Consider the following 20,580-nt stretch of genomic DNA (forward strand, 5'->3'; position numbering starts at 1 on the left):
CACCAGCCTGCTACCAGCACCCCTCAGCCCTCATCAGCTCCCACCCGCCACCTCAGCCCCCATCCGTGCCGAACAGCGACCTCCTGATCGTGATCACCCGGTCCGCTCTCTGAAGTGTCGCGGCCTCGGGATCGGTGTAGTCCAGTACCCGCTTGCGGCGTACGACGGCCACCACGAGATCGGCGCAGCCGCGCGGGGAGGTCCCGACCTCGTCGTTGGCCACCGGGCGTTCCACCAGTTCCAGCCTGCTGCCCTTGGTCATCAACGACTCCAGGGCGCTGGCCGCATGGGAACTGGCCATGGAGACACCCAGCAGGCGCCCGGCGGAGCTGGAACTGCTGATGACGGTGGTGGCGCCGCTCTGCTTGAGCAGGGGCACGTTCTCGTCCTCGCGGACCGCGGCGACGATGGTGGCGCGCCTGTTCAGCTGGCGGGCCGTGAGGGTGACCAGCGTGGCGGTGTCGTCGCGCTGTGGGGCGACGATCACCTGGGCGGCGCTGGGCAGTTCGGCCCGGCGCAGGGTGTCGGTACGGCTGGCGTCGCCGAGGACGGCGACCAGGCCGTCGTTGGCCGCCGCCTCGACGGCCTTGCGCTGGGCGTCGACGACCACGATCCGGTTCCTGGCGATTCCCTGCCCGATCAGCGTCTCCACGGCGTGGCGCCCCTTGGTTCCGTAGCCGACCACGACGACGTGGTCGCGCATCCGGGAGCGCCAGCGGTGCACCCGCACCTGCTGGCGGGTGCGTTCGGTGAGCACCTCCAGCGTGGTGCCGACCAGGATGATCAGGAACAGGACGCGCAGCGGTGTGATGGCGAGGATGTTGGTGAGCCGGGCCCCGTCGCTGACGGGGGTGATGTCGCCGTAACCGGTGGTGGAGAGGGTGACGGTCGAGTAGTACGCGGCGTCCAGCAGGTCCACGCTGCCGTCGGAGTTGTCGTTGTAGCCGGCCCGGTCGATCCAGACGAGGAACGTGGTGAGGACGAGGAGCAGCAGGGCCATCGACAGGCGGCGAAGCACCTGCTGGAGGGGTGGGGTGATCTCCACCGGCAGGGTGATGGTCCGTCCGGCCTCGGCCTCGTGCGCGTTGGAGCGCTCTCTGTGCCAGAGCGACCGGACGATCGACAGCCGGTCCGCCCGGTCCGCCCGTTGCGCCCGGTCCGTTCGGTTCGCCCGGTCAGTCCGGTTCTCCCTGAGGGATGCGCGGTCGCCGTCCCTCATCGCTCGCTCCCCGCGGCCATGGTCGTGTGGATCAGCACGGTGACCATGGTCGCGGAAGAAGTACGGGTGCGGAAGATCGTGCTCACGAAAAGGGAAGATCGTGCGCATGAAGGAGCCCTCCGCGTGGTCGGCGGAGGGCTCCTTGACGCCTCGTCAAGCGGGGACACGTTGACTCGTCGAGTGAGGACACCTCGTCAATCGAGGAAAGCTCGCCAAGCGCCGGGGTGGGCCGGCGGTCCCTGTGCGCTTCAGGTCGGCGTCAGCATGGCTCGGCGCAGGTCCGGGCCGGGCCGGTCCGGACCTGCTCAGGCGTTCGGGTCGAAGGGGATTCCCGAGGGCTTCGAGTTGTTCAGCGCGTCGTTGAAGCGGGCGTCGTTGATTTTGATGGTGGCGTCACCGAAATCGGCGTTCATGAGCTTGTCGCGCAGCCCGGACGGGTAGCCGTTCCACCCCACGAGACGGGGGTAGAACCAGCCGCCGGTGGCGTTCTCCGGGGGCTCGTCGTTGTTGTTGGCGAACCGGAAGTCGTGCGTGGAGACGCCGTCCTTGTGGTAAACGATCTTCGGGTGGGTGCCGTCGAAGCGCACCGAGGAACTGGCCGCCACCTGGTAGCCCGAGTGCTGGGACACCGAGACGTACTGCACCTGGTTGTTGTTGATCCACACCACGACGTGCTCCCAGTCGTGGGTGTGGCCGATGGCCGCGGGGCCCAGGGTCGCCTGGTCCTTCTCGAAGTAGCTGGCGTAGACGACGGCGCACCAGTCGTTGTTGCACTTCTCGCGCGAGTAGGTGTTGGCGGCGTCGAGCTGGGCCTGGTCGTGGCAGTGCCCGTTCACGTCGCCGCCCAGCTTCAGGCCCGGGTTGAGGGTGCCGTCGGGGGCGATCGCGGCGGTGGCGTAGCAGCCGTCGCCGTCGTAGTCGTACGCGGGGGAGAACGTCTGCTCCAGGCCGTCGGCGTTCTGCGGCAGGGGCTGGAGGACGTTCGCGCTCGCGATGGCCGGGACGGCCATGACCAGGGCCGCGGCGCCGATCGTGCTCACGAGCAGGGACCGGCCGACTCTTCCCCGGCGTCCGGGGCGGTCCGACGAATTCCCGGTATTGGTCGTCGATGACATCAGGCTGCGCACACCAGCTCCTCAGCAACACATACGGCGCGCGGACCCCGTATGAATTCCATGCGCCTGTTCGGTGGGGGTTTCAGTGCAACGGAATGTCCTTGTTGCGCCGGAATTCTGGACATGGGTCTCACGGCGCAGGATTTCCGGTGACGCGCCATCAAATTAGCTGCGAGAGCGGTGTGGCGCAAGCAAATGCAGTGGTCAAAAGATGAGTGGAAAAAGGCATTCCGGATATACCGTGAGATCTGCCGAGATGGAAAAACCGGGATAATTAAACACCGCTGCAAAAATACCTGAACGCTGGAGAAGCTTTCCGTTCGGCATTCGGGGACGGCCCGTGTTCGGGAGAGGAGAGGCGTCCGGGGGAGGGCGGACGCATTGCGGAGGCCGACGTGCCCCGTGGCGAGGTCGACGGGTCTGTGGTGAGGCCGGTGGGTCTGTGGTGAGGTCGACGGGCCCGTGGTGAGGCCGGTGGGTCTGTGGTGAGGTCGACGGGCCCGTGGTGAGGCGGGTGGGCCCGTGGCGAGGCCCGTGGGTCGTCGGGAAGCCGGTGGGTCGTCGGGGAATCCGGTGGACTCATGGCCCGTAGGAAACGGATCGCGGAACGGACGCTCCCCCAGGGATTTCGGGGGCCGTTGAGCGGGCACGTTCCCGCAAGACGTGGCGCGAAGGCGGGTGTCCGTTCCCATGGTCGCGCCCAAGTCCGTGTCCGAATGTCCGAATCGCCGTGTTTCGGGAGGGCGCCCCTCGTCCGCACCGAGACCGCCCTCGCCGTACTGACTGACTGCCGTACTGACTGACTGCCTACCGCCGCACCGGAAGCACCTCGCTCACCGGTCGCCCCCGCCGCTCCGCTGGAGGATCCGTGCGTGACCACACCGTCGTCGTCGGCTTCGGCACCAAGGGCCGCTCGGCGATCCAGACCGTGCGTGCCACCGGCCTGAAGGAGCAGCAGGTGGTGGTCGTCGACCCCAGCGGCAAGGCCGTCGAGGCGGCGACGGCCGCCGGGTTCGCCGGCGTCGTCGGCGACGCCACCCGCAGTGACGTCCTGCTGCGCGCCGAGGCGCAGCGGGCGCGGCGGATCATCATCGCCACCCAGCGAGACGACACGGCGGTGCTGGTCACCCTGACGGCGCGCCAGCTCAACGCCGGCGCGAAGATCGTGGCGGCGGTGCGCGAGGAGGAGAACGCGCCCCTGCTCCGGCAGTCCGGCGCCGACGCGGTGATCGTCAGTGCGGGCGCGGCCGGCCGCCTGCTCGGCCTCTCGGTGCTCAGCCCGAGCGCGGGCATGGTCATGGAGGACCTCATCCAGCAGGGCAGCGGGCTCGACCTCGTCGAGCGCCCGGTGGTCAAGGCCGAGGCGGGACGGAGCGCCCGGGAGACCGACGACCTGGTCGTGAGCGTGATCCGGGGGCACCGGGTGCTGGGGTACGACGACCCCGCCGTCGGCAGCCTCCAGCTGACCGACCGCTTGATCACCATCGTCCGTGCCGCCCCCGCCGCCGAGGAGCCCGTGCACACGGTGGGCCCCATGCGCACGTCCGGCCGGGGCGCCGGGGGGTAGCGTCCCCCTCATGCATGCGATCACGATTCCCAAACCCGGTGGTCCTGACGCGCTCGTGTGGGCGGAGGTCCCCGATCCGGTGCCCGGTGAGGGCGAAGTGCTGGTGGAGGTGGTGGCCAGCGCGGTCAACCGTGCCGACATCCTCCAGCGGCAGGGCTTCTACGATCCCCCGCTCGGCTCCCTGCCGTACCCGGGTCTCGAATGCGCGGGCCGCATCGCCGCGATCGGCCCCGGCGTGTCCGGCTGGGCGGTCGGCGACGAGGTGTGCGCGCTGCTCGCGGGCGGCGGGTACGCGGAGAAGACCGTCGTGCCCAGCGGGCAGCTGCTCCCCGTGCCCCCGGGCACGAGCCTGGTCGAGGCGGCGGCGCTGCCCGAGGTGGCCTGCACGGTCTGGTCGAACGTCTTCATGGTCGCCCACCTGCGTCCGGGCGAGGTCCTGCTGGTGCACGGCGGTTCCAGCGGGGTCGGCACCATGGCGATCCAGCTGGCCAAGGCGGTCGGCGCGCGGGTCGTCGTCACGGCGGGCAGCGCGGAGAAGCTGGAGCGCTGCGCGGAACTCGGCGCGGACGTGCTGATCAACTACCGCGAGCAGGACTTCGTGGCCGAACTGCACAAGGCCACCGACGACGCGGGCGCCGACGTGATCCTCGACATCATGGGCGCGAAGTACCTCGAACGGAACGTGAAGGCGCTCGCGGTGAACGGCCGCCTCGCGATCATCGGTCTCCAGGGCGGGGCCAAGGGCGAGCTGAACCTCGGCGCGCTGCTCGGCAAGCGTGCCGCGGTCACGGCGACCTCGCTCCGCGGGCGCCCCGTGTCCGAGAAGGCGGCGATCGTCGCCGCGGTGCGGGAGCACGTCTGGCCGCTGATCGGCACCGGTCAGGTACGGCCCGTCATCGACCGCACCCTGCCGATGAACGAGGCGCCGGCCGCGCACCGGGTGCTGGAGGAGAGCGGGCACGTGGGCAAGGTGCTGCTGACGCTGTAGGCGCGAAGGACCTGCGGGCGCTGTAGGCGCGCGGGCGTATCGGCGCCTCTCCATTCAGCATTCAGCACTTCCCCTCAGCACTTCCCCACCGCGATACGAGGGGCCGGACGGCCGCGGACCACGCGGCCGTCCGGCCCCTCGGGCGTCGGACGCGGGACCTCCGGCCCACCCAGCCCACAAGATGCCGGGATTGTCCAGCCATGTAACGCTTATTGGCGTACGTCTTGAGGCTCCTCCCGGGAGGGGGTCACGCCGGTGGCTCCGCGGTTCAGCAGGTTCCGTAAGCGCCGTGCAGTCCGTGAGGATCGGATGCCTCACCTGGGCGGTGGACCGGGTGGACCGGGTGGACCGGGTGGGCCCGGTGGGCCGGATGGACCCGGTGAGCCGGATGAGCTGGGCGAGGCCCCTGGGGGTCGCCTACCGGGACGGATCGGGCCCCGGACGCTCGCCGTGCTCCTGACGCTCGGCGCGCTGCTCTGGCAGGCCCTCCCCGCGTACGGCGCCGCGACGGGGAGCGGGGGGAGCGGGGGAAGCGCCGAGTACCGCGTGGGCTCCGACATGGCCCCCGTCTCGGCCAGCGCGGCGATGACCGCGGTGCCGGCCGGCGACCAGGGACTCCGGGCTGAGCGAGACCCGGGAATCGCGCGAGCGCACGCCCGCGGCGGCGACCTGGCCGCCCTGCGATGGTCGCGCCCCACGACGGGAGACGGGCTCGCCACGGCCGCGCGTACCGCTCCCACCGCTCAGGAGCCCGCCGGGGACCCGCGACGCATCGGGAACGGCTCCCCGCTCACCGACGTCGACCCGGCCGGCCCCCGCTCCGACCGCGAGCCCCTCGGCGGCGGAGGCGTCCGGGACGACGCCGCCCCCGGCGACGCACCCGCGCGCCACTCCGGTCCGCGGACCGGAGGCCCCGGCGGCGCGGGCGAGCAGGGCGACGAGGACGGGAACCGGCGTTCCGACGCGCAGGGGCACCACCCCTGGAAGGAACGCCACCACGACCGCAATGAGGACCCGGACCGGGCCCGTGACGGGAGCCCCGGCGACCGGCACCAGGGCGCCACCCGCGACGGGGCAGGCCGGGACGGGATCGGTCGAGATGGGGTCGGCCGGGACATGACCGGCCGAGACGGGGCAGGCCGCGACGGCAGGGACGCGTCCGACCGCCAGCCGGCACCCCCCGGCTCCGCCGCCGAGCACCGGGCGCACGGAGAGCACCGCGGACATGGGAACCCGGAGACCCGGCAGTCCCCCGAGCGTCGGGCGCCCGCGGACCCGTCCGCGCCGGGATCCGGACGCGACCGGGAAGGCGGGGGCCCCGGAAAGGCGGAGGACTCCTTCCCGAAGCAGGACCGGACACCCGCGGACCGCCGCGGCGCCACTGAACGGAACGCCGAACGCAACGCACAACGGGACGGCAACCGGACGGCCAGCGACCACCGGACCCGGCGCGACGTCGACGCCGCCGGAGACAGCACGGACCGCGTCCGGGTCAGGGCATCGACGTCCGGGCTGCTCTCGTTCGGAGCCGGCCTCCTGCTGATCGGCCTGGGCATCGGCTTCCTGGGCGTACGGCTGCGCAGGGAGTAGGGAGTAAGGAGTAAGGAGTAGGGGCGCGGCGCACGGAAACCCCCTCTTCGCGCCCCGAGCACCCCCTCCCGTTCACCGCGCGCCAGTACGCCCTGCCCCGGCGTGCGGATCCGGCCCGGCCGCCGGCACGAACCATGACCTGCGCATGTAGGTGGTGAATGCAGCGAGATCGTGGAGGGGCTGGCGCCCCGGCCGGTGGGGGTATGGGAGACAATGGCTGTATGGAGAAGCCGAGGAACGAAAGGTCGCAGGAGAGCCCCAAGGTTCTGGTAGTGGGCCAGGACGGGATGGCGCTCGGCGGCGGAGACAACGAGGACTCCCGCGAGGTCTCGGTTACGGATCAGGTGGAGCAGCCCGCCAAGGTCATGCGCATCGGCAGCATGATCAAGCAGCTCCTGGAGGAGGTGCGTGCCGCTCCCCTCGACGAAGCGAGCCGGCAGCGCCTCAAGGAGATCCACTCCAGTTCCGTGAAGGAGCTCGAGGACGGTCTGGCGCCGGAGCTGGTGGAGGAGCTGGAGCGCATCTCCCTGCCGTTCACCGACGGCACCACGCCCACCGATGCGGAACTGCGCATCGCGCAGGCCCAGTTGGTCGGCTGGCTCGAAGGCCTCTTCCACGGGATCCAGACCACGCTGTTCGCCCAGCAGATGGCCGCGCGCGCCCAGCTCGAGCAGATGCGCCGCGCGCTGCCGCCCGGCGTCGTCCCCGCCGGCGAGGACGGCGACGAGCAGCGCACCGGCGGCCGCTCGGGCGGCCCGTACCTGTAGGCAGCACGTCGCTCAGGGGGCTCCCGGAGCCCCCTGAGACGCGCCCCCGGCGCACAGGGCGCCCGCACCGACCTCACGACAAGCGCCCCTCACACCGGCGGGGCCCGTCACACCGAGTAGGCCCCCACATCGAGTGGCCCCTCATGTCCGGTGGCTTGTCACGCCGACCGGCCCCTCATGTCGAGTGTTTCTCACGCCGAGCGGCTCACGCTCACGCCGAGCGGCTCACGCTCACGCCGGGTTGCCGGTGGATATGTCGAGCTGGATGCTGCCCGGGTTCTTCGGGTCGACGTCCGTGCCCGCCTCCGGGAACTGGTGCATGACCGAGTCCTGGCCGTAGACGTTCTCGTCGACCATGGTCGTCGTGTAGTGCCACCCGGCGGCCTGGAGGCACGCCTGGACGGACTTCCAGTTCCTGAACTGGAAGTCCGGCATCTGGACCTTGTCGGGGTCGTTGTACGACTCCTGCGGGTCGGTGCACTTGTCGGTGTCGATGGTCTTCGTCAGGTCCGGGCCGCGGTGTCCCGGGACCGCCGACGCGGTCTTGCCCGCCTGGGCGCCGCCCTTGCCACCGTCACCGTCATCGTTGTTGTGGTTGAGCGTGAGGGCCGTGACCAGGCCGCCGATGCTGAGCACCGCGAGGGCGACGCAGACGACGACCACCCACGTGCTGCTCTTGCGCGCGCCCTTGGGGGCGCCGGCCTGCGCACCCATCGGCTGGGTGTACGGTGGCGGGGTCTGCCCGCCGTACATGCCCGGACCGCCCGGGGCCCCCACGGACGGCGTCGGGGTCTGGTAGCCGCCCTGCTGCGGGTAGCCGTACCCCGCGCCGGGGGCGCCGTACGGACCGGGCTGGTACGGGGTCTGGACGGGCCCCGTGGGTGCCGGGGTGCCCTGGTCGACGGGCGGGAAGACCGCGGAGCCCACACCCTGCCCGCTCGCCGACGGTGCGCCCGGCACGATGCTCGGTGCGGAGGGCTGGAGCGACTGCGCGACGCGCAGGCACTCGTCGCGCATCGTCTCGGCGCTCGGGAAGCGTTCGTTCGGGTTCTTCCGCAGCGCGCGGGCGACCAGCGCGTCCACCGCCGGGGGCAGCGAGCGGTTGATCGAGGACGGCGCGACCGGCTCCTCCTGCACGTGCGCGTACGCGATCGCCAGCGGGGAGTCGGCGTCGAACGGGAGCCGGCCGGTGACCAGCTGGAAGAGCATGATGCCGACCGAGTAGAGGTCGGAGCGGGCGTCGACGCCGCGGCCGAGGGCCTGTTCGGGCGAGAGGTACTGGGGGGTGCCGACGACCATGCCGGTCTGGGTCATCGAGGTGACGCCGGACTGCATGGCGCGCGCGATGCCGAAGTCCATGACCTTGACGACGTGGCGCTTGGTCATCATCACGTTGCCCGGCTTGATGTCCCGGTGCACGAGGCCCATCTCGTGGCTGATCTCCAGCGCCGCGAGGACGTCGCCGGTGATCTTCAGGGCCTTGTCGGCGGGCATCGCGCCGTACTGCCGTATGTCCTCTTCGAGGACCGAGCCGAGCGGGCGGCCCTCGATGTACTCCATGACGATGTACGGGGTGGCGCCGACGCCTTCGAGGACGTCCTCGCCGGTGTCGAAGACCGAGACGATGTTGGTGTGCGTGAGCTTCGCCACTGCCTGCGCCTCGCGGCGGAACCGCTCGCGGAACGCCTGCTCGCGGCCCAGCTCCGTGTGCAGGGTCTTGATGGCGACCTGGCGGTCCAGCACGGCGTCGTACGCCAGGTGCACGGAGGCCATGCCGCCCTCGCCGAGCAGGTCGCGGAGCTGGTACCGCCCGCCCGCGATGGCACGCCCCGCATACCGGCCCTGTGCGCCGTCCTGGCTCATGTTCTGCTTCCCCCATTGGCGCGTGCGGCAGCAGCTCGGGCGCTCCGCGACTGTGATCGAACCCCTTATTCCCGGCCAAGTCTGCCCGAGGGCACTGACACGTCAAGCTCGATGCCCGTTCCGTGACCCTACGGTCGGCAAGCGTCGCGGAAGCGTTACAGGGGCAGAACGGGCGCCGGTACGGGGGTGCGGCGGCGCCCCAAGGGTCCACCAAGGGCCCACCAAGGGCCCCCTCTTCGGGGCGCGGCGCCCGGCGGCTCACGGCCGTTCACGGTGGCTCGCGGCGGCTGGACTCACGGGGGCTCACGGCCGCTTCACCAACGGGGGTCCATGGGTGCTCACGGAGGTTGAGGGGCTCGCCCGGAACCCGCAACACCCAGTACGCCGTGCACGGCGCTCAAGCGCGCCCGCGCGGGACGCGATGCGCCGCTCTCGGGGCGGTCGGCGCGGCACCGGCGGAACGGGCCGGTTTCCCTTCCCTTTCCTTCGGCTTAGCACCCTTTTCTTTGCTTTTCTTACGGGTTTGCAAACGGCACGCTCCGGTCCTCCACCGGATCGTCGCTTCCTCCAGCGGCCCTCCACACGGCCCTCTTCGCTGGTACGGGGCGGATTTGCGGTGCGCTGGGGCAAGCGGTCGGCTCGCCGGCGGGCTCCCGGTCCGGTCATCGGGTGCACCGTCTCGGGACGGCAGGGGCTGTGAAGGCTGTAGCGTGACCCGTGGGAGACCCCCGGAGGACCGTAACAACCACCGCGCGGTCGCGGGAGCAACACCGCACGGACGCGGGCAGAAACGACGGCGAGGACAGATGGCACAGACGCAGCGCGCCCAGGGCCCGTCCGACCCCGAGGCGACTGGCGGTGGAATGTCAGATGCGCCGGAGATGTGGGGAAACGGCGGCCTTATCGGGGACGGCCGGTACCGGCTGACACACAGACTCGGCCGCGGCGGCATGGCCGAGGTCTTCGCCGCCGAGGACGTCCGCCTCGGCCGCACGGTGGCCGTCAAGCTGCTCCGGGCCGACCTCGCCGAGGACCCGGTCTCCAAGGCCCGCTTCACGCGCGAGGCGCAGTCGGTGGCCGGCCTCAACCACCACGCGGTGGTCGCGGTCTACGACTCCGGCGAGGACGTCGTCGCCGGGAACACGGTCCCCTACATCGTCATGGAGCTCGTCGAGGGCCGCACGATCCGGGACCTGCTGCTGAACGCCGAGGCGCCGGGACCCGAGCAGGCGCTGATCATCGTCTCCGGGGTGCTGGAGGCGCTGGCGTACTCCCACCAGCACGGCATCGTGCACCGCGACATCAAGCCCGCGAATGTGATCATCACCAGCACCGGCGCGGTCAAGGTGATGGACTTCGGCATCGCCCGCGCGCTGCACGGCGCGCAGCAGACGATGACCCAGACCGGCATGGTCATGGGCACGCCCCAGTACCTCTCTCCCGAGCAGGCGCTCGGCAAGACCGTCGACCACCGCTCCGACCTGTACGCGACGGGCTGCCTGCTCTACGAACTTCTCGCGCTCCGCCCGCCGTTCACCGGCGAGACCCCGCTGTCCGTGGTCTACCAGCACGTCCAGGACCCGCCGGTGCCGCCGTCGCGGACCTCCGGCGAGGTGCCGCCCGAGCTGGACGGCCTCGTGATGCGCTCGCTGGCGAAGGAGCCGGACGACCGGTTCCAGACGGCCGAGGAGATGCGCGGCCTCGCGCAGTACGCGCTCCAGATGCTCTACGAGCACGGCGGCCACACCGGCACCTGGAACACCGGCCCCGTCGACGTGCACGAGGGCGGCAACACCCCGGCCATGGGCCTCGCGGGCACCACCGCGCTGCCGCACCCCGGCGAGCACGGCACCACCCAGGTCCCGGTCATGCCGCCGCGCGGGCCGGGCGACGGGCACGGCGGCCGGGGCAGGCGGAACACCAAGGCGTGGCTGTTCGCGGTGCTCGCCGTCCTGGTGGTCGTCGCGGGCGTCGTCTTCGCGCTCCAGCAGGCGGGCGGCGGCTCCGACACGCCCTCCACGCACAACACGCCGTCCGACACGCAGAGCACCGACGACCGGCAGCCCAGCCAGCCCCAGGACGACCAGAACTCGGACGACGCCACGCAGCCCGGCAGCGGTTCGGACGGCGGCAGCGAGTTCACGCCCTCCTCGCCCGAGACGAGCGGCGACCAGAGCAACCCGACGCCCAGCGACTCCGCCCCGTCCGGCCGCCCCTCGCAGACCCACCAGAAGCCCCCGGTGTCCCAGAAGCCCACCGACAACCCGCCCACGCCCAGTGACGAGCCGAGCAGCGAGCCGCCCGGCCCGACGGGCGGCACCGGCGGCACGGACGAACCCGGCGGCCCCGGACAGGGCTGACCGAAGCTCCCCGGACACTCCTACGGCCCGGAACCCCGGACACTCCTACGGCCCGGAACCCCGGACACTCCTACGGCCCGGAGCCCCTGCGCCCCCACAGCGCCGGGCCCCGGGCCCCGGTCCTTCCGGAGGGTTCGAAACCGCGCCCCCACGCGCGCGTTGCACCCGTCTTTCGTGACCGTTCCCCCGTGGTCTTCCAGGAGGTCACCGGTACCCCCTCCCCGGACCCGTACACGCCTGCGGGGGCGCGGCGCCGCGTCCGGCACGGACCGGGCACGAACCGGCCATGGGCCGAGCACGAGCCGGCCACGGACCGGACACAGGCCGAGCGTGAGGCGGGCGTGGGCCACGCGCGCGTAGGGCCGCCGGGCGGCCGGCACGACCCGCACCGCTCGGTCACGGGGCCACGCGCGCGTATGGGGCCGCCGGGCGCCCGCAGGCGCGGCCGGAGTCCTCCCACGATCTCTTCCGCTGCTCCGGTCGGCGGGATAACGTGCCGGTGTTCCGGCGCCCTGCGAGGCTGAGTACGGGCTGGTCCACAGCCCTGACCAGCAGCGTTGTCCGAATCTCGGGTTTTACTTGGAAATCCAAGCAAAATCGCAGGTCAGACGGGGTTTCGCAGATGTGCGAAGCTCTGGGTAACGTGCCTTTTGCAGGGACTCGCCGGAGCACCTGTCACGCCTGTTCCCGGCCGAGTCGCGCCCACCCCGTGCGGGGCCGGGTCCGGGCGAGCCGCTCCCTCCGGTCCAGCAGGACCGGGGGGTTCCCAGTTCCCGGCGATCCCGGGGGCCGGAGACGACGGAGGAGCACACGTGACCGTGGAGAGCACTGCCGCGCGCAAGCCGCGCAAGAGCACAGGGGCGAAGAAGCCGCCGGGCGACGCGCCCGACCCCGACCTCATCCAGCTGCTGACTCCCGAGGGCAGGCGGATCACCCCCTCGAAGGGCTCCCGCGGCGCGCGGGCCTCCCGCACCCCGGACAGCCCCACGCCCGAGGAGCTCGCCGAGTACATCGCCGACCTCACCGCCGACGACCTGCGCGGCTTCTACCGCGACATGGTGCTGACCCGCCGCTTCGACGCCGAGGCCACCGTCCTCCAGCGGCAGGGCGAACTGGGTCTGTGGGCCTCGCTGCTCGGCCAGGAGGCCGCCCAGATCGGCTCGGGCCGCGCCACCCGCGAGGACGACTACGTCTTCCCGACCTACCGCGAGCACGGTGTCGCCTGGTGCCGCGGCGTCGACCCGACGAACCTGCTCGGCATGTTCCGCGGGGTGAACCACGGCGGCTGGGACCCCGCCAGCAACAACTTCCACCTCTACACGATCGTCATCGGCTCCCAGGCCCTGCACGCCACCGGCTACGCGATGGGCGTCGCCAAGGACGGCGCGGACTCCGCCGTGATCGCGTACTTCGGCGACGGCGCCTCCAGCCAGGGCGACGTCGCGGAGGCGTTCACCTTCGCCGCCGTCTACAACGCCCCCGTGGTGTTCTTCTGCCAGAACAACCAGTGGGCCATCTCCGAGCCCACCGCCCGCCAGACCCGGGTGCCGCTGTACCAGCGCGCCCAGGGCTTCGGCTTCCCCGGCGTGCGCGTCGACGGCAACGACGTGCTCGCCTGCCTCGCGGTCACCAAGTGGGCGCTGGAGCGGGCCCGCAGCGGCGAGGGCCCCACGCTCGTCGAGGCCTTCACCTACCGCATGGGCGCGCACACCACCAACGACGACCCCACGCGCTACCGGGACGCCGAGGAGTACGCCTCCTGGGAGGCGAAGGACCCGATCGGGCGCCTCCGCAGCCATCTGGAGTCGGAACACCACACTGATGAGGGATTCTTCGCGGAACTCGAAACGGAGAGCGAAGCGTTGGGCAGGCGAGTGCGCGAGGTGGTGCGGTCCATGCCCGACCCGGACCACCTCGCCATGTTCGAGCACGTGTACGCGGACGGCCACGCGCTCGTGGACGAGGAGCGCGCGCAGTTCGCCGCGTACCAGGCGTCGTTCGCCGACGCCGACGAGACCGCTGCGACCGAAGGGAGCCGGTGATCATGGCGGTACAGAAGCTTCCGCTCGCGCGCGCGCTCAACGAGTCGCTGCGCATAGCGCTGGAGACCGACCCCAAGGTCCTCCTCATGGGTGAGGACGTGGGCAAGCTGGGCGGCGTCTTCCGGGTGACGGACGGCCTGCAGAAGGACTTCGGCGAGGACCGGGTGATCGACACCCCGCTCGCCGAGTCCGGCATCGTCGGCACGGCCATCGGCCTCGCCCTGCGGGGCTACCGCCCGGTCGTGGAGATCCAGTTCGACGGCTTCGTCTACCCGGCCTACGACCAGATCGTCACCCAGCTCGCGAAGATGCACGCGCGCGCTCTGGGCAAGGTCAAGATGCCCGTCGTCATCCGGATCCCCTACGGCGGCGGCATCGGCGCCGTCGAGCACCACTCCGAGTCCCCGGAGACCCTGTTCGCGCACGTCGCGGGCCTGAAGGTGGTCTCGCCCTCCACCGCGTCCGACGCCTACTGGATGATGCAGCAGGCCATCCAGAGCGACGACCCGGTGATCTTCTTCGAGCCCAAGCGGCGCTACTGGGACAAGGGCGAGGTCGACATGGAGGCCATCCCCGGCCCCCTGCACGCGGCCCGCGTGGTCCGCGAGGGCACGCAGCTCACGCTCGCGGCGTACGGCCCGATGGTGAAGGTCTGCATGGAGGCCGCGGCCGCCGCCGAGGAGGAGGGCACCTCCCTGGAGGTGCTGGACCTGCGCTCGGTCTCGCCGATCGACTTCGACGCCGTCCAGCGTTCCGTCGAGAAGACCCGCAGGCTCGTCGTCGTGCACGAGGCACCCGTGTTCCTGGGCGCCGGCGCGGAGCTCGCCGCGCGCATCACCGAGCGCTGCTTCTACCACCTCGAGGCGCCCGTGCTCCGGGTCGGCGGCTACCACGCCCCGTACCCGCCCGCACGCCTGGAGGAGGAGTACCTGCCGGGTCTGGACCGCGTGCTCGACTCCGTCGACCGCGCGCTGGCGTACTGAGGAGCGCGCACGGTGACTAGCACGAGTAACACGAGCAACGCGAGCGGTGCGGTCAGGGAGTTCCGGATGCCCGACGTGGGCGAGGGGCTGACCGAGGCCGAGATCCTGAAGTGGTACGTCCAGCCCGGGGAGGCCGTCTCGGACGGCCAGGTCGTCTGCGAGGTGGAGACCGCCAAGGCGGCCGTCGAGCTGCCCATCCCCTACGACGGCGTGGTGCGCGACCTCCGTTTCGCCGAGGGCACCACGGTCGACGTCGGCCAGGTGATCATCTCGGTGGACGTCTCCGGCGCGGCCGGTCCCGCGGACGGCGGAGCCGAGCCGGGCACCTCCGGCGGGGCGCCCGCTCCCGAGGCGCCGGAGGCCGCCGGGGAGCGGCAGGCCGTGCTGGTCGGGTACGGCGTGGCGCAGACCTCGTCGAAGCGGCGGCCGCGGAAGAGCCCCGTCGCCGCGGGGGCGGAGGCGGCCGGGGCGGCCCTCCAGGCCGAGCTGAACGGGCAGGCGCCGGTGGACGCGGCCGCTCCCGCGGGAACGGCACCCGCGGAGGCCGCGGCACCGGCTCCTCCGGCCGCCGGCCCCGCGACCGCGGCCGCCGCTCCCGCGGCGGGTTCCGCCGTGGCCGGTGGCCGGCCGCTTGCCAAGCCGCCGGTGCGCAAGCTCGCCAAGGACCTCGGGGTCGACCTCGCGGGGATCGTCCCGTCGGGTCCCGAGGGGATCATCACCCGTGAGGATGTGCACGCCGCGGCGGCCCCGGCTCCCGAGGCCGCGGCCCCGGCGCCCGCACCCCAGGCGCCCGCCGCGCCGGCCGGCCTCGGCGCCGACACCGGCGAGGCCGCGGCAGCCGGACCCGCCTTCGGGGCGCGGGAGACGCGGATCCCCGTCAAGGGCGTGCGGAAGGCCACCGCGCAGGCGATGGTCGCCTCCGCGTTCACCGCGCCGCACGTCACGGAGTGGGTGACCGTCGACGTCACCCGCACGATGGAACTCGTCGACGAACTGAAGCGCGACGCCGCGCTGTACGGCCTGGAGGGGCTCCGGATCAACCCGATGCTGCTGATCGCCAGGGCGCTGCTGGTGGCGATCAAGCGCAACCCCGAGGTGAACGCCTCCTGGGACGAGGAGCGCCAGGAGATCGTCCGGAAGCACTACGTGAACCTCGGCATCGCGGCGGCCACCCCCCGTGGCCTGATCGTCCCCAACATCAAGGACGCGGGCGCCATGGCGCTGCCCGAGCTGGCGCAGTCCCTGGCCGACCTGGTGAGCACGGCCCGCGAGGGCCGTACGTCACCGGGCGCGATGCAGGGCGGCACGGTGACCATCACCAACGTCGGCGTCTTCGGCATCGACAGCGGAACGCCGATCCTCAACCCCGGCGAGTCCGCGATCCTCGCGGTCGGCGCGATCAAGCTCCAGCCGTGGGTGCACGAGGGCGAAGTGGTGCCCCGCCAGGTGACGACACTCGCCCTCTCCTTCGACCACCGCCTCGTGGACGGGGAGTTGGGGTCGAAGGTGCTGGCGGACGTGGCGGCGGTCATGGAACAGCCGAAGAGGCTGATCTCCTGGGGCTAGGGGCCAGTGGGTCGACGGGGGCGGTGCCCCCGTCGATTCCCGGGTGCCCCGGCGTGGCTGGGCTTTTGGCACAGGTCGGTGCCCTTCTGAGCCCGCCACGTGCAGTTACCGGAACGGATCCTGCTCCTGACCGTCCCCTGGCCGGGGGCAGGGCACCGGGCCGGCGTCACCATCCCGGTCGCGGGTCAGCTCGGCGAGCAGTTCGGGGTCCGCGTAGATCTCGGCCGTGTGACGCCACTCCACGAGCACCTGTGCCACGGGAGTCGCCGTGTCGATCCCCTGGGCGGCCCGCGCCGCCTGCGCCGACTCAACGAGTTCGGCTCTCATCGCTTCCGTGCCGCCTTCCGGCAGAGAAGCGATCCAGGGCAAGGGCCTGACCGGCGTTTCGGGCATGGGGCCCCTCATGTCCCGGTAGCGCTTCATGCGTTCCTGCTCTTCCTCTACAGCGCCAGCGCCAGTTCCGCGAACACCGTCTTGCCGACGACGCGGGGCGCGGTGCCCCAGCGGGTGGCCAGGTGGTCGACCAGGAGGAGACCGCGTCCGAATGTGTCCGTCCGCTCCGTGGTTCGCACCCTTACGGGGCGGTCGCCGCGCGGGTCGCTTACCTCGATCCGGAGGACCTTCTCGGTGAGGACGAGCCTTACCTGGAAGAGGCGGTCGTGGACGCAGCCGTGCAGCAGGGCGTTGGTGGCCAGTTCGCTGACGATGAGCGCGGTGTCCTCCGCGTGTGAGGGGCGACCCCACTCCGTGACCAGGCGCTCCGCACGCCTGCGGGCGAGGGTGACGCTGCGGGCGGTCGGAGCCCGACGCGGGTGGGAAACCGGGTGTCAACCGTCCTCGGACGCCGGCTTGGCAGCGAACTGCTACGGCTGAGGGATGCATCCGGGAAGACTCAGATCGAGGCTGCCGAGGTGCTCGGGGCCACCAACTCGAAGATCGTGAAGATGGAGAGCGGCTGGGTGCCGATGCGGGACCTGGACATCAAGGCCCTCTGCGAGTTGTACGGGGCGGAGCAGAAGGCATTGAGCAGCTTGCTCTGTCTCGCGCGGCTGGACCGGGATCGTCGCAAGGCGAAGGGCTGGTGGCAGCATCCGCCTCACGCCGGGGCGATGTCGGAGTACATTGCCATGGAGGATGCGGCGATGTCGGTCAGGACGTGGCAGCTCTCGCTGATTCCGGGGCTGTTCCAGACGGCGGAGTATGCACGTTCGCTGGCCGTCAGCGACGGAGTGTGGGAGGACCCCGACGAGATCGAGCGGGTCGTGGAAGTGCGAATGAAGCGGCAGGCCAGGGTCGGTGGCGACCAACCTCTCCAGGTCCACGCGGTGGTGTGGGAGGCGGCGCTGCGTCAGCTCGTGGGCGGGGTCAGCGTGATGCGGGCGCAGCTCCAACATCTACGCGATGTTGCCGAACTTCCGAATGTGCGGCTCCAGATCATGGCCTTTCGGTCCGGTGGCCACCCCTGCGTGGGCGGTTCGTTCAATATCCTCTCGTTCGCCGAGGCTGAGGCCGTGGACGTCGTGCACATCGACACCACGACGTCCACCGTGTGGATGGAGAATGGGGAGAGTTCGAACTACCGCGCGTTCTTCGACGGCACAGCACGACGGAGCCTGGCTCCGATGGACTCCATCGGTTTGCTCGACGAGATCAACAAGGGGATGGACACATGACCGAGTTCGACTTCGTGAAGTCCAGCTACAGCACGTCGGGCGGCGAGTGCGTGGAAGTCGCCCGCAACATACCCGGCGTCATAGCCGTCCGTGACTCCAAGGCGCAGGACGGCGCCGTGCTTCGGGTGCGGCCCGCGGCGTGGTCCGAGTTCGTCCGGGGTGCGGAGGGAACAGGGGGCGGCGGCGACCGGCGCCGCGTGGGGTGACAGGGCCCTGATCCCCTCGGCACCGCGCACCACGATCGACACGGCCACGGGGACGCGGGGGCGGTCGGCGGGGCCCAGGGCGAATCCCACAGAATGATCAGACTCGAAACGCACCTCAGGCGGAGGCGACGACGCCCTCGGCGCGCGTCCCATCAGGGCGCCGCCAGGATGCGACGACCGTTCCGGACGCGTCGGCGGACGCGATATGGGGGAGCACCCGGTGGACCACAGGCACCGCGGTTTCAAGGTCGGCGACGCGCACCCGTACGGACGGGTCCGGGGTGTCGGTCACGTCCTGCGCCTGCGCGACTGTCTCGCCGCGGAGCAGCGCGGTCAGGCGCCCGACCAGTACCGGGTCGTGAACGCCGTCGTAGATCCAGCGCGTCCCGAGGACGCCGTGCTCGGACGTCCCGATCAGTGCCTCGTCCAAACCGTCGATCGGAGCCCCACGGTAGGTCAGTGGCAGCAGATAAGCGACCGGCTCGTCCGACGAGGCATCAGCGACGATCATGAACTCGATGCCGACCTCCCCGTCCGGGTCGTCCAGGCGGAAGCCGCCGGCTTTCGCCAGCTCCGCCTCCGGTCCGCCTCGATACCAGGACTGGGTCGGCAGCCATTCGGTGAGCAGTTCCATCTTGGTGGGGCTCATCGTGGTGTGGTGGATGACAGCCACTGCGATTCCTCGGATCAACGCGTAGGCCCTTGCTGACCCTTTCATGCTCCCGGGGGTCGATTGGCGAAGGCAAGCTGCTCAGGGCAGTACGTGGAAGCCGGGTCCATTCGGCTCGCGCCGGCGCGGGCGGCGCTCACCTCGGTGAAGCAGTCGACGGCCCCGACCTCCGCAAGGCCCAAGGCCGTCTCGGCCGGTGCCGCGGACCCGCCCGTCAACCCCCCGCGCCCGCAGGGTCCAGCCTGCGGAGCAGGGCGCAGAGGGTGGCGACCTCCGTATCCGTCAGGGCCGAGAACGCGGCCGGTGGTGCCGTGTACGCACGCTGCACCCTTTCGGCCAGGCCGCGGCCTTTCTCGGTGAGGACGATGACCTTGATGCGGCGGTCGGTGGGGTGTGACTCGCGGCGGGCCAGGCCGCGTTCCTCCAGGGTGTCGACCAGCGACGTGACGTAGGAGTTGTCGCAGCCCATGCGGCCCGCCAGCCGGCGCATGGGCAGCGGCTCGGCCAGGGGCAGGAAGCGCAGGGCCCGCATCGGGCCGGCCGTCAGACCGGTCTCGTGCATGATCTGCTGCCACGCCGCCTCCGTCACCGGGTCGTTGCAGATCGAGCGGACCCGCCGCCACGCCTCGGTGGCGAGCTCGTCGGCGGCAGGGGCATGCGCTTCGGAAGTCACGTCCCCATCATAGGTGGGCCAATGGCTTTCTCAATAGATGATTGACTCACTCAGTGATTGTATCTATGTTTACCGGAAGTAATGCCGCTGCGTGGGCAGTTGGGCACTCAACGTAGCTATCCGAGCCGGAGGCGGCAAGGAGCCGGGTGGGGAATGCGCCGCCGCGGGTGGACCGGAGCGAGGGAGGAGCGCGTCGTGACGGGTATCGGTCCCGATCGAGGGCATATGGCGTCCACGGTTCTTGGGCGGCGACTCGGTGGTGAGCTGCTGCTGATGCGGGAGGCCCGCGGCCTGCGCCAGGGCTCCGCGGCGGAGGTCCTCACGGCCTCCGTGTCGAAGGTGGCGAAGATGGAGCGCGGCCTCGTGCCGATGCGGGAACCGGACATCCGCGCGCTCTGCGATCTCTACGGGCAGCGCGACGGTGACTTCGTGAGCCGGCTGCTGGCCCTGGCGCAGACGGACCGCGAGCGCCGGCGTGCGCGCGGATGGTGGGACGGCTCGCACAGCGTCTCGCTGGCCGAGTACATCGCGCTGGAGGATGTCGCACTCCGGCTCAGGGCCTGGCAGACGTCCCTGGTGCCGGGGCTGTTCCAGACCGCGGACTATGTTCGCGCCCTGGCCGTCTCCGACCTCTCCTGGGACGAACTCGACCGGATCGAGCACATCGTGGAGAGCAGGGCCAGACGGCAGCAGCGCCTGTCCGGCGACCATCCGTTACGGGTCCACGCCATCGTCTGGGAGGCCGCGCTCCGGCAACTGGTCGGCGGGCGGGACGTCATGGCCGCGCAGCTGGGCCATCTCGTCGAGACGGCGCGCAGGGAGAACGTCACGCTCCAGGTGCTGCCCTACAGCGCCGGCGGCCACCCGTGCATCGGCGGCCCCTTCAACATCCTGTCCTTCGCCGAGGACGACGCCCTCGACGTGGTCCACATGGATGGCCTGCACTCCACGGTCTGGGCCGAGAGCGCCGAGGAGAGCGCACATTACGGAACACTCTTCGCACGGATGGCCCAAGTGAGCCTTTCCCCGAGCGAATCGGAGCAGTACATCGAGGTCCTGGCAAAGGAGATGAGCGACTGATGAACTTCCGCTTCACCAAGTCCAGCTTCAGCGCCCTGAGCGGCGAGTGCCTGGAGGTCGCCCGCAACATCCCCGGCGTCGTGGCCGTCCGCGACTCCAAGGCGCCGGGCGGGTCGATCCTGCGGGTGCGGCCGGAGGTCTGGGTCGCGTTCGTCCGGAGTGCGGGCGACGTGGTGCCGGCTTCGAGCGGCACCTGACGCGGTCGGTTCAGCTTCCGT

At 71.2% G+C, this 20,580-nt stretch carries 19 protein-coding genes and 1 pseudogene; 13 read left to right on the top strand and 7 right to left on the bottom strand.

Features of this window, described 5'->3' with window-relative positions:
• Nucleotides 1-52 precede the first annotated feature (52 nt).
• Together Sm713_RS28560 and Sm713_RS28565 are read right to left on the bottom strand one after the other, a co-directional pair.
• Nucleotides 53-1,219 carry a TrkA family potassium uptake protein gene (locus Sm713_RS28560; RefSeq protein ID WP_212912891.1) on the bottom strand — a complete coding sequence of 389 codons (1,167 nt, stop codon included), beginning with the start codon at nucleotides 1,217-1,219 and terminating at the stop codon, nucleotides 53-55.
• Nucleotides 1,220-1,524: 305 nt separating this feature from the next.
• A complete protein-coding gene (locus Sm713_RS28565) occupies nucleotides 1,525-2,229 on the bottom strand; it encodes an NPP1 family protein (protein ID WP_249417024.1) in 705 nt (234 codons plus the stop codon).
• Between the two features lie 970 nt (nucleotides 2,230-3,199).
• On the opposite strand from Sm713_RS28565, the pseudogene Sm713_RS28570 reads away from it, so the two are divergent.
• The 5 genes and pseudogenes from Sm713_RS28570 to Sm713_RS28590 form a co-directional block, all read left to right on the top strand.
• A pseudogene (locus tag Sm713_RS28570) lies at nucleotides 3,200-3,901 on the top strand (TrkA family potassium uptake protein); the annotation flags it as partial.
• A gap of 10 nt (nucleotides 3,902-3,911) precedes the next feature.
• Nucleotides 3,912-4,889, top strand: coding sequence for an NAD(P)H-quinone oxidoreductase (locus tag Sm713_RS28575; RefSeq protein ID WP_212912892.1), 978 nt, complete (start codon nucleotides 3,912-3,914; stop codon nucleotides 4,887-4,889).
• 289 nt (nucleotides 4,890-5,178) lie between these two features.
• Nucleotides 5,179-5,349, top strand: a complete 171-nt coding sequence (locus Sm713_RS28580; RefSeq protein WP_212912893.1) for a hypothetical protein — start codon at nucleotides 5,179-5,181, stop codon at nucleotides 5,347-5,349.
• Nucleotides 5,340-6,479, top strand: coding sequence for a hypothetical protein (locus tag Sm713_RS28585; protein WP_212912894.1), 1,140 nt, complete (start codon nucleotides 5,340-5,342; stop codon nucleotides 6,477-6,479). The genes Sm713_RS28580 and Sm713_RS28585 overlap by 10 nt, the downstream gene beginning before the upstream one ends.
• A gap of 221 nt (nucleotides 6,480-6,700) precedes the next feature.
• Nucleotides 6,701-7,246 (top strand): bacterial proteasome activator family protein, encoded by a 546-nt coding sequence (locus Sm713_RS28590; protein WP_212912895.1) that lies wholly within the window; start codon nucleotides 6,701-6,703, stop codon nucleotides 7,244-7,246.
• Nucleotides 7,247-7,477: 231 nt separating this feature from the next.
• Here Sm713_RS28590 and Sm713_RS28595 read toward each other — a convergent pair whose 3' ends face one another.
• Nucleotides 7,478-9,109 (bottom strand): Stk1 family PASTA domain-containing Ser/Thr kinase, encoded by a 1,632-nt coding sequence (locus tag Sm713_RS28595; RefSeq protein WP_212912896.1) that lies wholly within the window; start codon nucleotides 9,107-9,109, stop codon nucleotides 7,478-7,480.
• 806 nt (nucleotides 9,110-9,915) lie between these two features.
• On the opposite strand from Sm713_RS28595, the gene Sm713_RS28600 reads away from it, so the two are divergent.
• The 4 genes from Sm713_RS28600 (at nucleotide 9,916) to Sm713_RS28615 (ending at nucleotide 16,060) form a co-directional block, all read left to right on the top strand.
• On the top strand, nucleotides 9,916-11,469 hold the full coding sequence (locus Sm713_RS28600; RefSeq protein ID WP_212912897.1) for a protein kinase: 1,554 nt from the start codon (nucleotides 9,916-9,918) through the stop codon (nucleotides 11,467-11,469).
• Nucleotides 11,470-12,281: 812 nt separating this feature from the next.
• Nucleotides 12,282-13,511 (top strand): pyruvate dehydrogenase (acetyl-transferring) E1 component subunit alpha, encoded by a 1,230-nt coding sequence (gene pdhA, locus Sm713_RS28605; RefSeq protein ID WP_212912898.1) that lies wholly within the window; start codon nucleotides 12,282-12,284, stop codon nucleotides 13,509-13,511.
• Between the two features lie 2 nt (nucleotides 13,512-13,513).
• Nucleotides 13,514-14,494: an alpha-ketoacid dehydrogenase subunit beta gene (locus tag Sm713_RS28610; RefSeq protein ID WP_212912899.1), complete on the top strand. Its 981-nt coding sequence runs from the start codon at nucleotides 13,514-13,516 to the stop codon at nucleotides 14,492-14,494.
• Between the two features lie 66 nt (nucleotides 14,495-14,560).
• Nucleotides 14,561-16,060, top strand: a complete 1,500-nt coding sequence (locus tag Sm713_RS28615; RefSeq protein WP_212914916.1) for a dihydrolipoamide acetyltransferase family protein — start codon at nucleotides 14,561-14,563, stop codon at nucleotides 16,058-16,060.
• Nucleotides 16,061-16,165: 105 nt separating this feature from the next.
• Here the strand turns inward: Sm713_RS28615 and Sm713_RS28620 are convergent, their stop codons facing one another.
• Together Sm713_RS28620 and Sm713_RS28625 are read right to left on the bottom strand one after the other, a co-directional pair.
• Nucleotides 16,166-16,387: a hypothetical protein gene (locus Sm713_RS28620; protein ID WP_212912900.1), complete on the bottom strand. Its 222-nt coding sequence runs from the start codon at nucleotides 16,385-16,387 to the stop codon at nucleotides 16,166-16,168.
• Between the two features lie 113 nt (nucleotides 16,388-16,500).
• Nucleotides 16,501-16,815 carry an ATP-binding protein gene (locus Sm713_RS28625; protein ID WP_212914917.1) on the bottom strand — a complete coding sequence of 105 codons (315 nt, stop codon included), beginning with the start codon at nucleotides 16,813-16,815 and terminating at the stop codon, nucleotides 16,501-16,503.
• A 69-nt stretch (nucleotides 16,816-16,884) separates the two neighbouring features.
• Here Sm713_RS28625 and Sm713_RS28630 point away from each other — a divergent pair, with 69 nt between their 5' ends.
• Nucleotides 16,885-17,733 carry a helix-turn-helix transcriptional regulator gene (locus Sm713_RS28630; RefSeq protein WP_212912901.1) on the top strand — a complete coding sequence of 283 codons (849 nt, stop codon included), beginning with the start codon at nucleotides 16,885-16,887 and terminating at the stop codon, nucleotides 17,731-17,733.
• Nucleotides 17,730-17,939 (top strand): DUF397 domain-containing protein, encoded by a 210-nt coding sequence (locus Sm713_RS28635; RefSeq protein WP_212912902.1) that lies wholly within the window; start codon nucleotides 17,730-17,732, stop codon nucleotides 17,937-17,939. The genes Sm713_RS28630 and Sm713_RS28635 overlap by 4 nt, the downstream gene beginning before the upstream one ends.
• Before the next feature lie 115 nt (nucleotides 17,940-18,054).
• Here Sm713_RS28635 and Sm713_RS28640 read toward each other — a convergent pair whose 3' ends face one another.
• Complete coding sequence (locus Sm713_RS28640; RefSeq protein WP_212912903.1) at nucleotides 18,055-18,612, bottom strand: 1,4-alpha-glucan branching protein; 558 nt, start codon at nucleotides 18,610-18,612, stop codon at nucleotides 18,055-18,057.
• A gap of 211 nt (nucleotides 18,613-18,823) precedes the next feature.
• Nucleotides 18,824-19,282 (bottom strand): MarR family winged helix-turn-helix transcriptional regulator, encoded by a 459-nt coding sequence (locus Sm713_RS28645; protein ID WP_249416751.1) that lies wholly within the window; start codon nucleotides 19,280-19,282, stop codon nucleotides 18,824-18,826.
• A 225-nt stretch (nucleotides 19,283-19,507) separates the two neighbouring features.
• Here Sm713_RS28645 and Sm713_RS28650 point away from each other — a divergent pair, with 225 nt between their 5' ends.
• Nucleotides 19,508-20,362 carry a helix-turn-helix transcriptional regulator gene (locus Sm713_RS28650; RefSeq protein ID WP_249416752.1) on the top strand — a complete coding sequence of 285 codons (855 nt, stop codon included), beginning with the start codon at nucleotides 19,508-19,510 and terminating at the stop codon, nucleotides 20,360-20,362.
• A complete protein-coding gene (locus tag Sm713_RS28655; RefSeq protein WP_212912905.1) occupies nucleotides 20,362-20,559 on the top strand; it encodes a DUF397 domain-containing protein in 198 nt (65 codons plus the stop codon). The genes Sm713_RS28650 and Sm713_RS28655 overlap by 1 nt, the downstream gene beginning before the upstream one ends.
• Nucleotides 20,560-20,580 lie beyond the last annotated feature (21 nt).

Source organism: Streptomyces sp. TS71-3 (genome assembly GCF_018327685.1).
Taxonomy (GTDB): Bacteria; Actinomycetota; Actinomycetes; order Streptomycetales; family Streptomycetaceae; genus Streptomyces.

What these genes read in the sequence shown, in the direction of transcription:
- Sm713_RS28590 (WP_212912895.1), top strand. Translation starts at nt 6,701, where the DNA reads ATGGAGAAGCCGAGGAACGAAAGGTCGCAGGAGAGCCCCAAGGTTCTG.
- Sm713_RS28560 (WP_212912891.1), bottom strand. Translation starts at nt 1,219, where the DNA reads ATGAGGGACGGCGACCGCGCATCCCTCAGGGAGAACCGGACTGACCGG.
- Sm713_RS28565 (WP_249417024.1), bottom strand. Translation starts at nt 2,229, where the DNA reads ATGGCCGTCCCGGCCATCGCGAGCGCGAACGTCCTCCAGCCCCTGCCG.
- Sm713_RS28595 (WP_212912896.1), bottom strand. Translation starts at nt 9,109, where the DNA reads ATGAGCCAGGACGGCGCACAGGGCCGGTATGCGGGGCGTGCCATCGCG.
- Sm713_RS28650 (WP_249416752.1), top strand. Translation starts at nt 19,508, where the DNA reads ATGGCGTCCACGGTTCTTGGGCGGCGACTCGGTGGTGAGCTGCTGCTG.
- Sm713_RS28635 (WP_212912902.1), top strand. Translation starts at nt 17,730, where the DNA reads ATGACCGAGTTCGACTTCGTGAAGTCCAGCTACAGCACGTCGGGCGGC.
- Sm713_RS28615 (WP_212914916.1), top strand. Translation starts at nt 14,561, where the DNA reads ATGCCCGACGTGGGCGAGGGGCTGACCGAGGCCGAGATCCTGAAGTGG.
- Sm713_RS28575 (WP_212912892.1), top strand. Translation starts at nt 3,912, where the DNA reads ATGCATGCGATCACGATTCCCAAACCCGGTGGTCCTGACGCGCTCGTG.
- Sm713_RS28610 (WP_212912899.1), top strand. Translation starts at nt 13,514, where the DNA reads ATGGCGGTACAGAAGCTTCCGCTCGCGCGCGCGCTCAACGAGTCGCTG.
- Sm713_RS28655 (WP_212912905.1), top strand. Translation starts at nt 20,362, where the DNA reads ATGAACTTCCGCTTCACCAAGTCCAGCTTCAGCGCCCTGAGCGGCGAG.
- Sm713_RS28620 (WP_212912900.1), bottom strand. Translation starts at nt 16,387, where the DNA reads ATGAGAGCCGAACTCGTTGAGTCGGCGCAGGCGGCGCGGGCCGCCCAG.
- Sm713_RS28600 (WP_212912897.1), top strand. Translation starts at nt 9,916, where the DNA reads ATGGCACAGACGCAGCGCGCCCAGGGCCCGTCCGACCCCGAGGCGACT.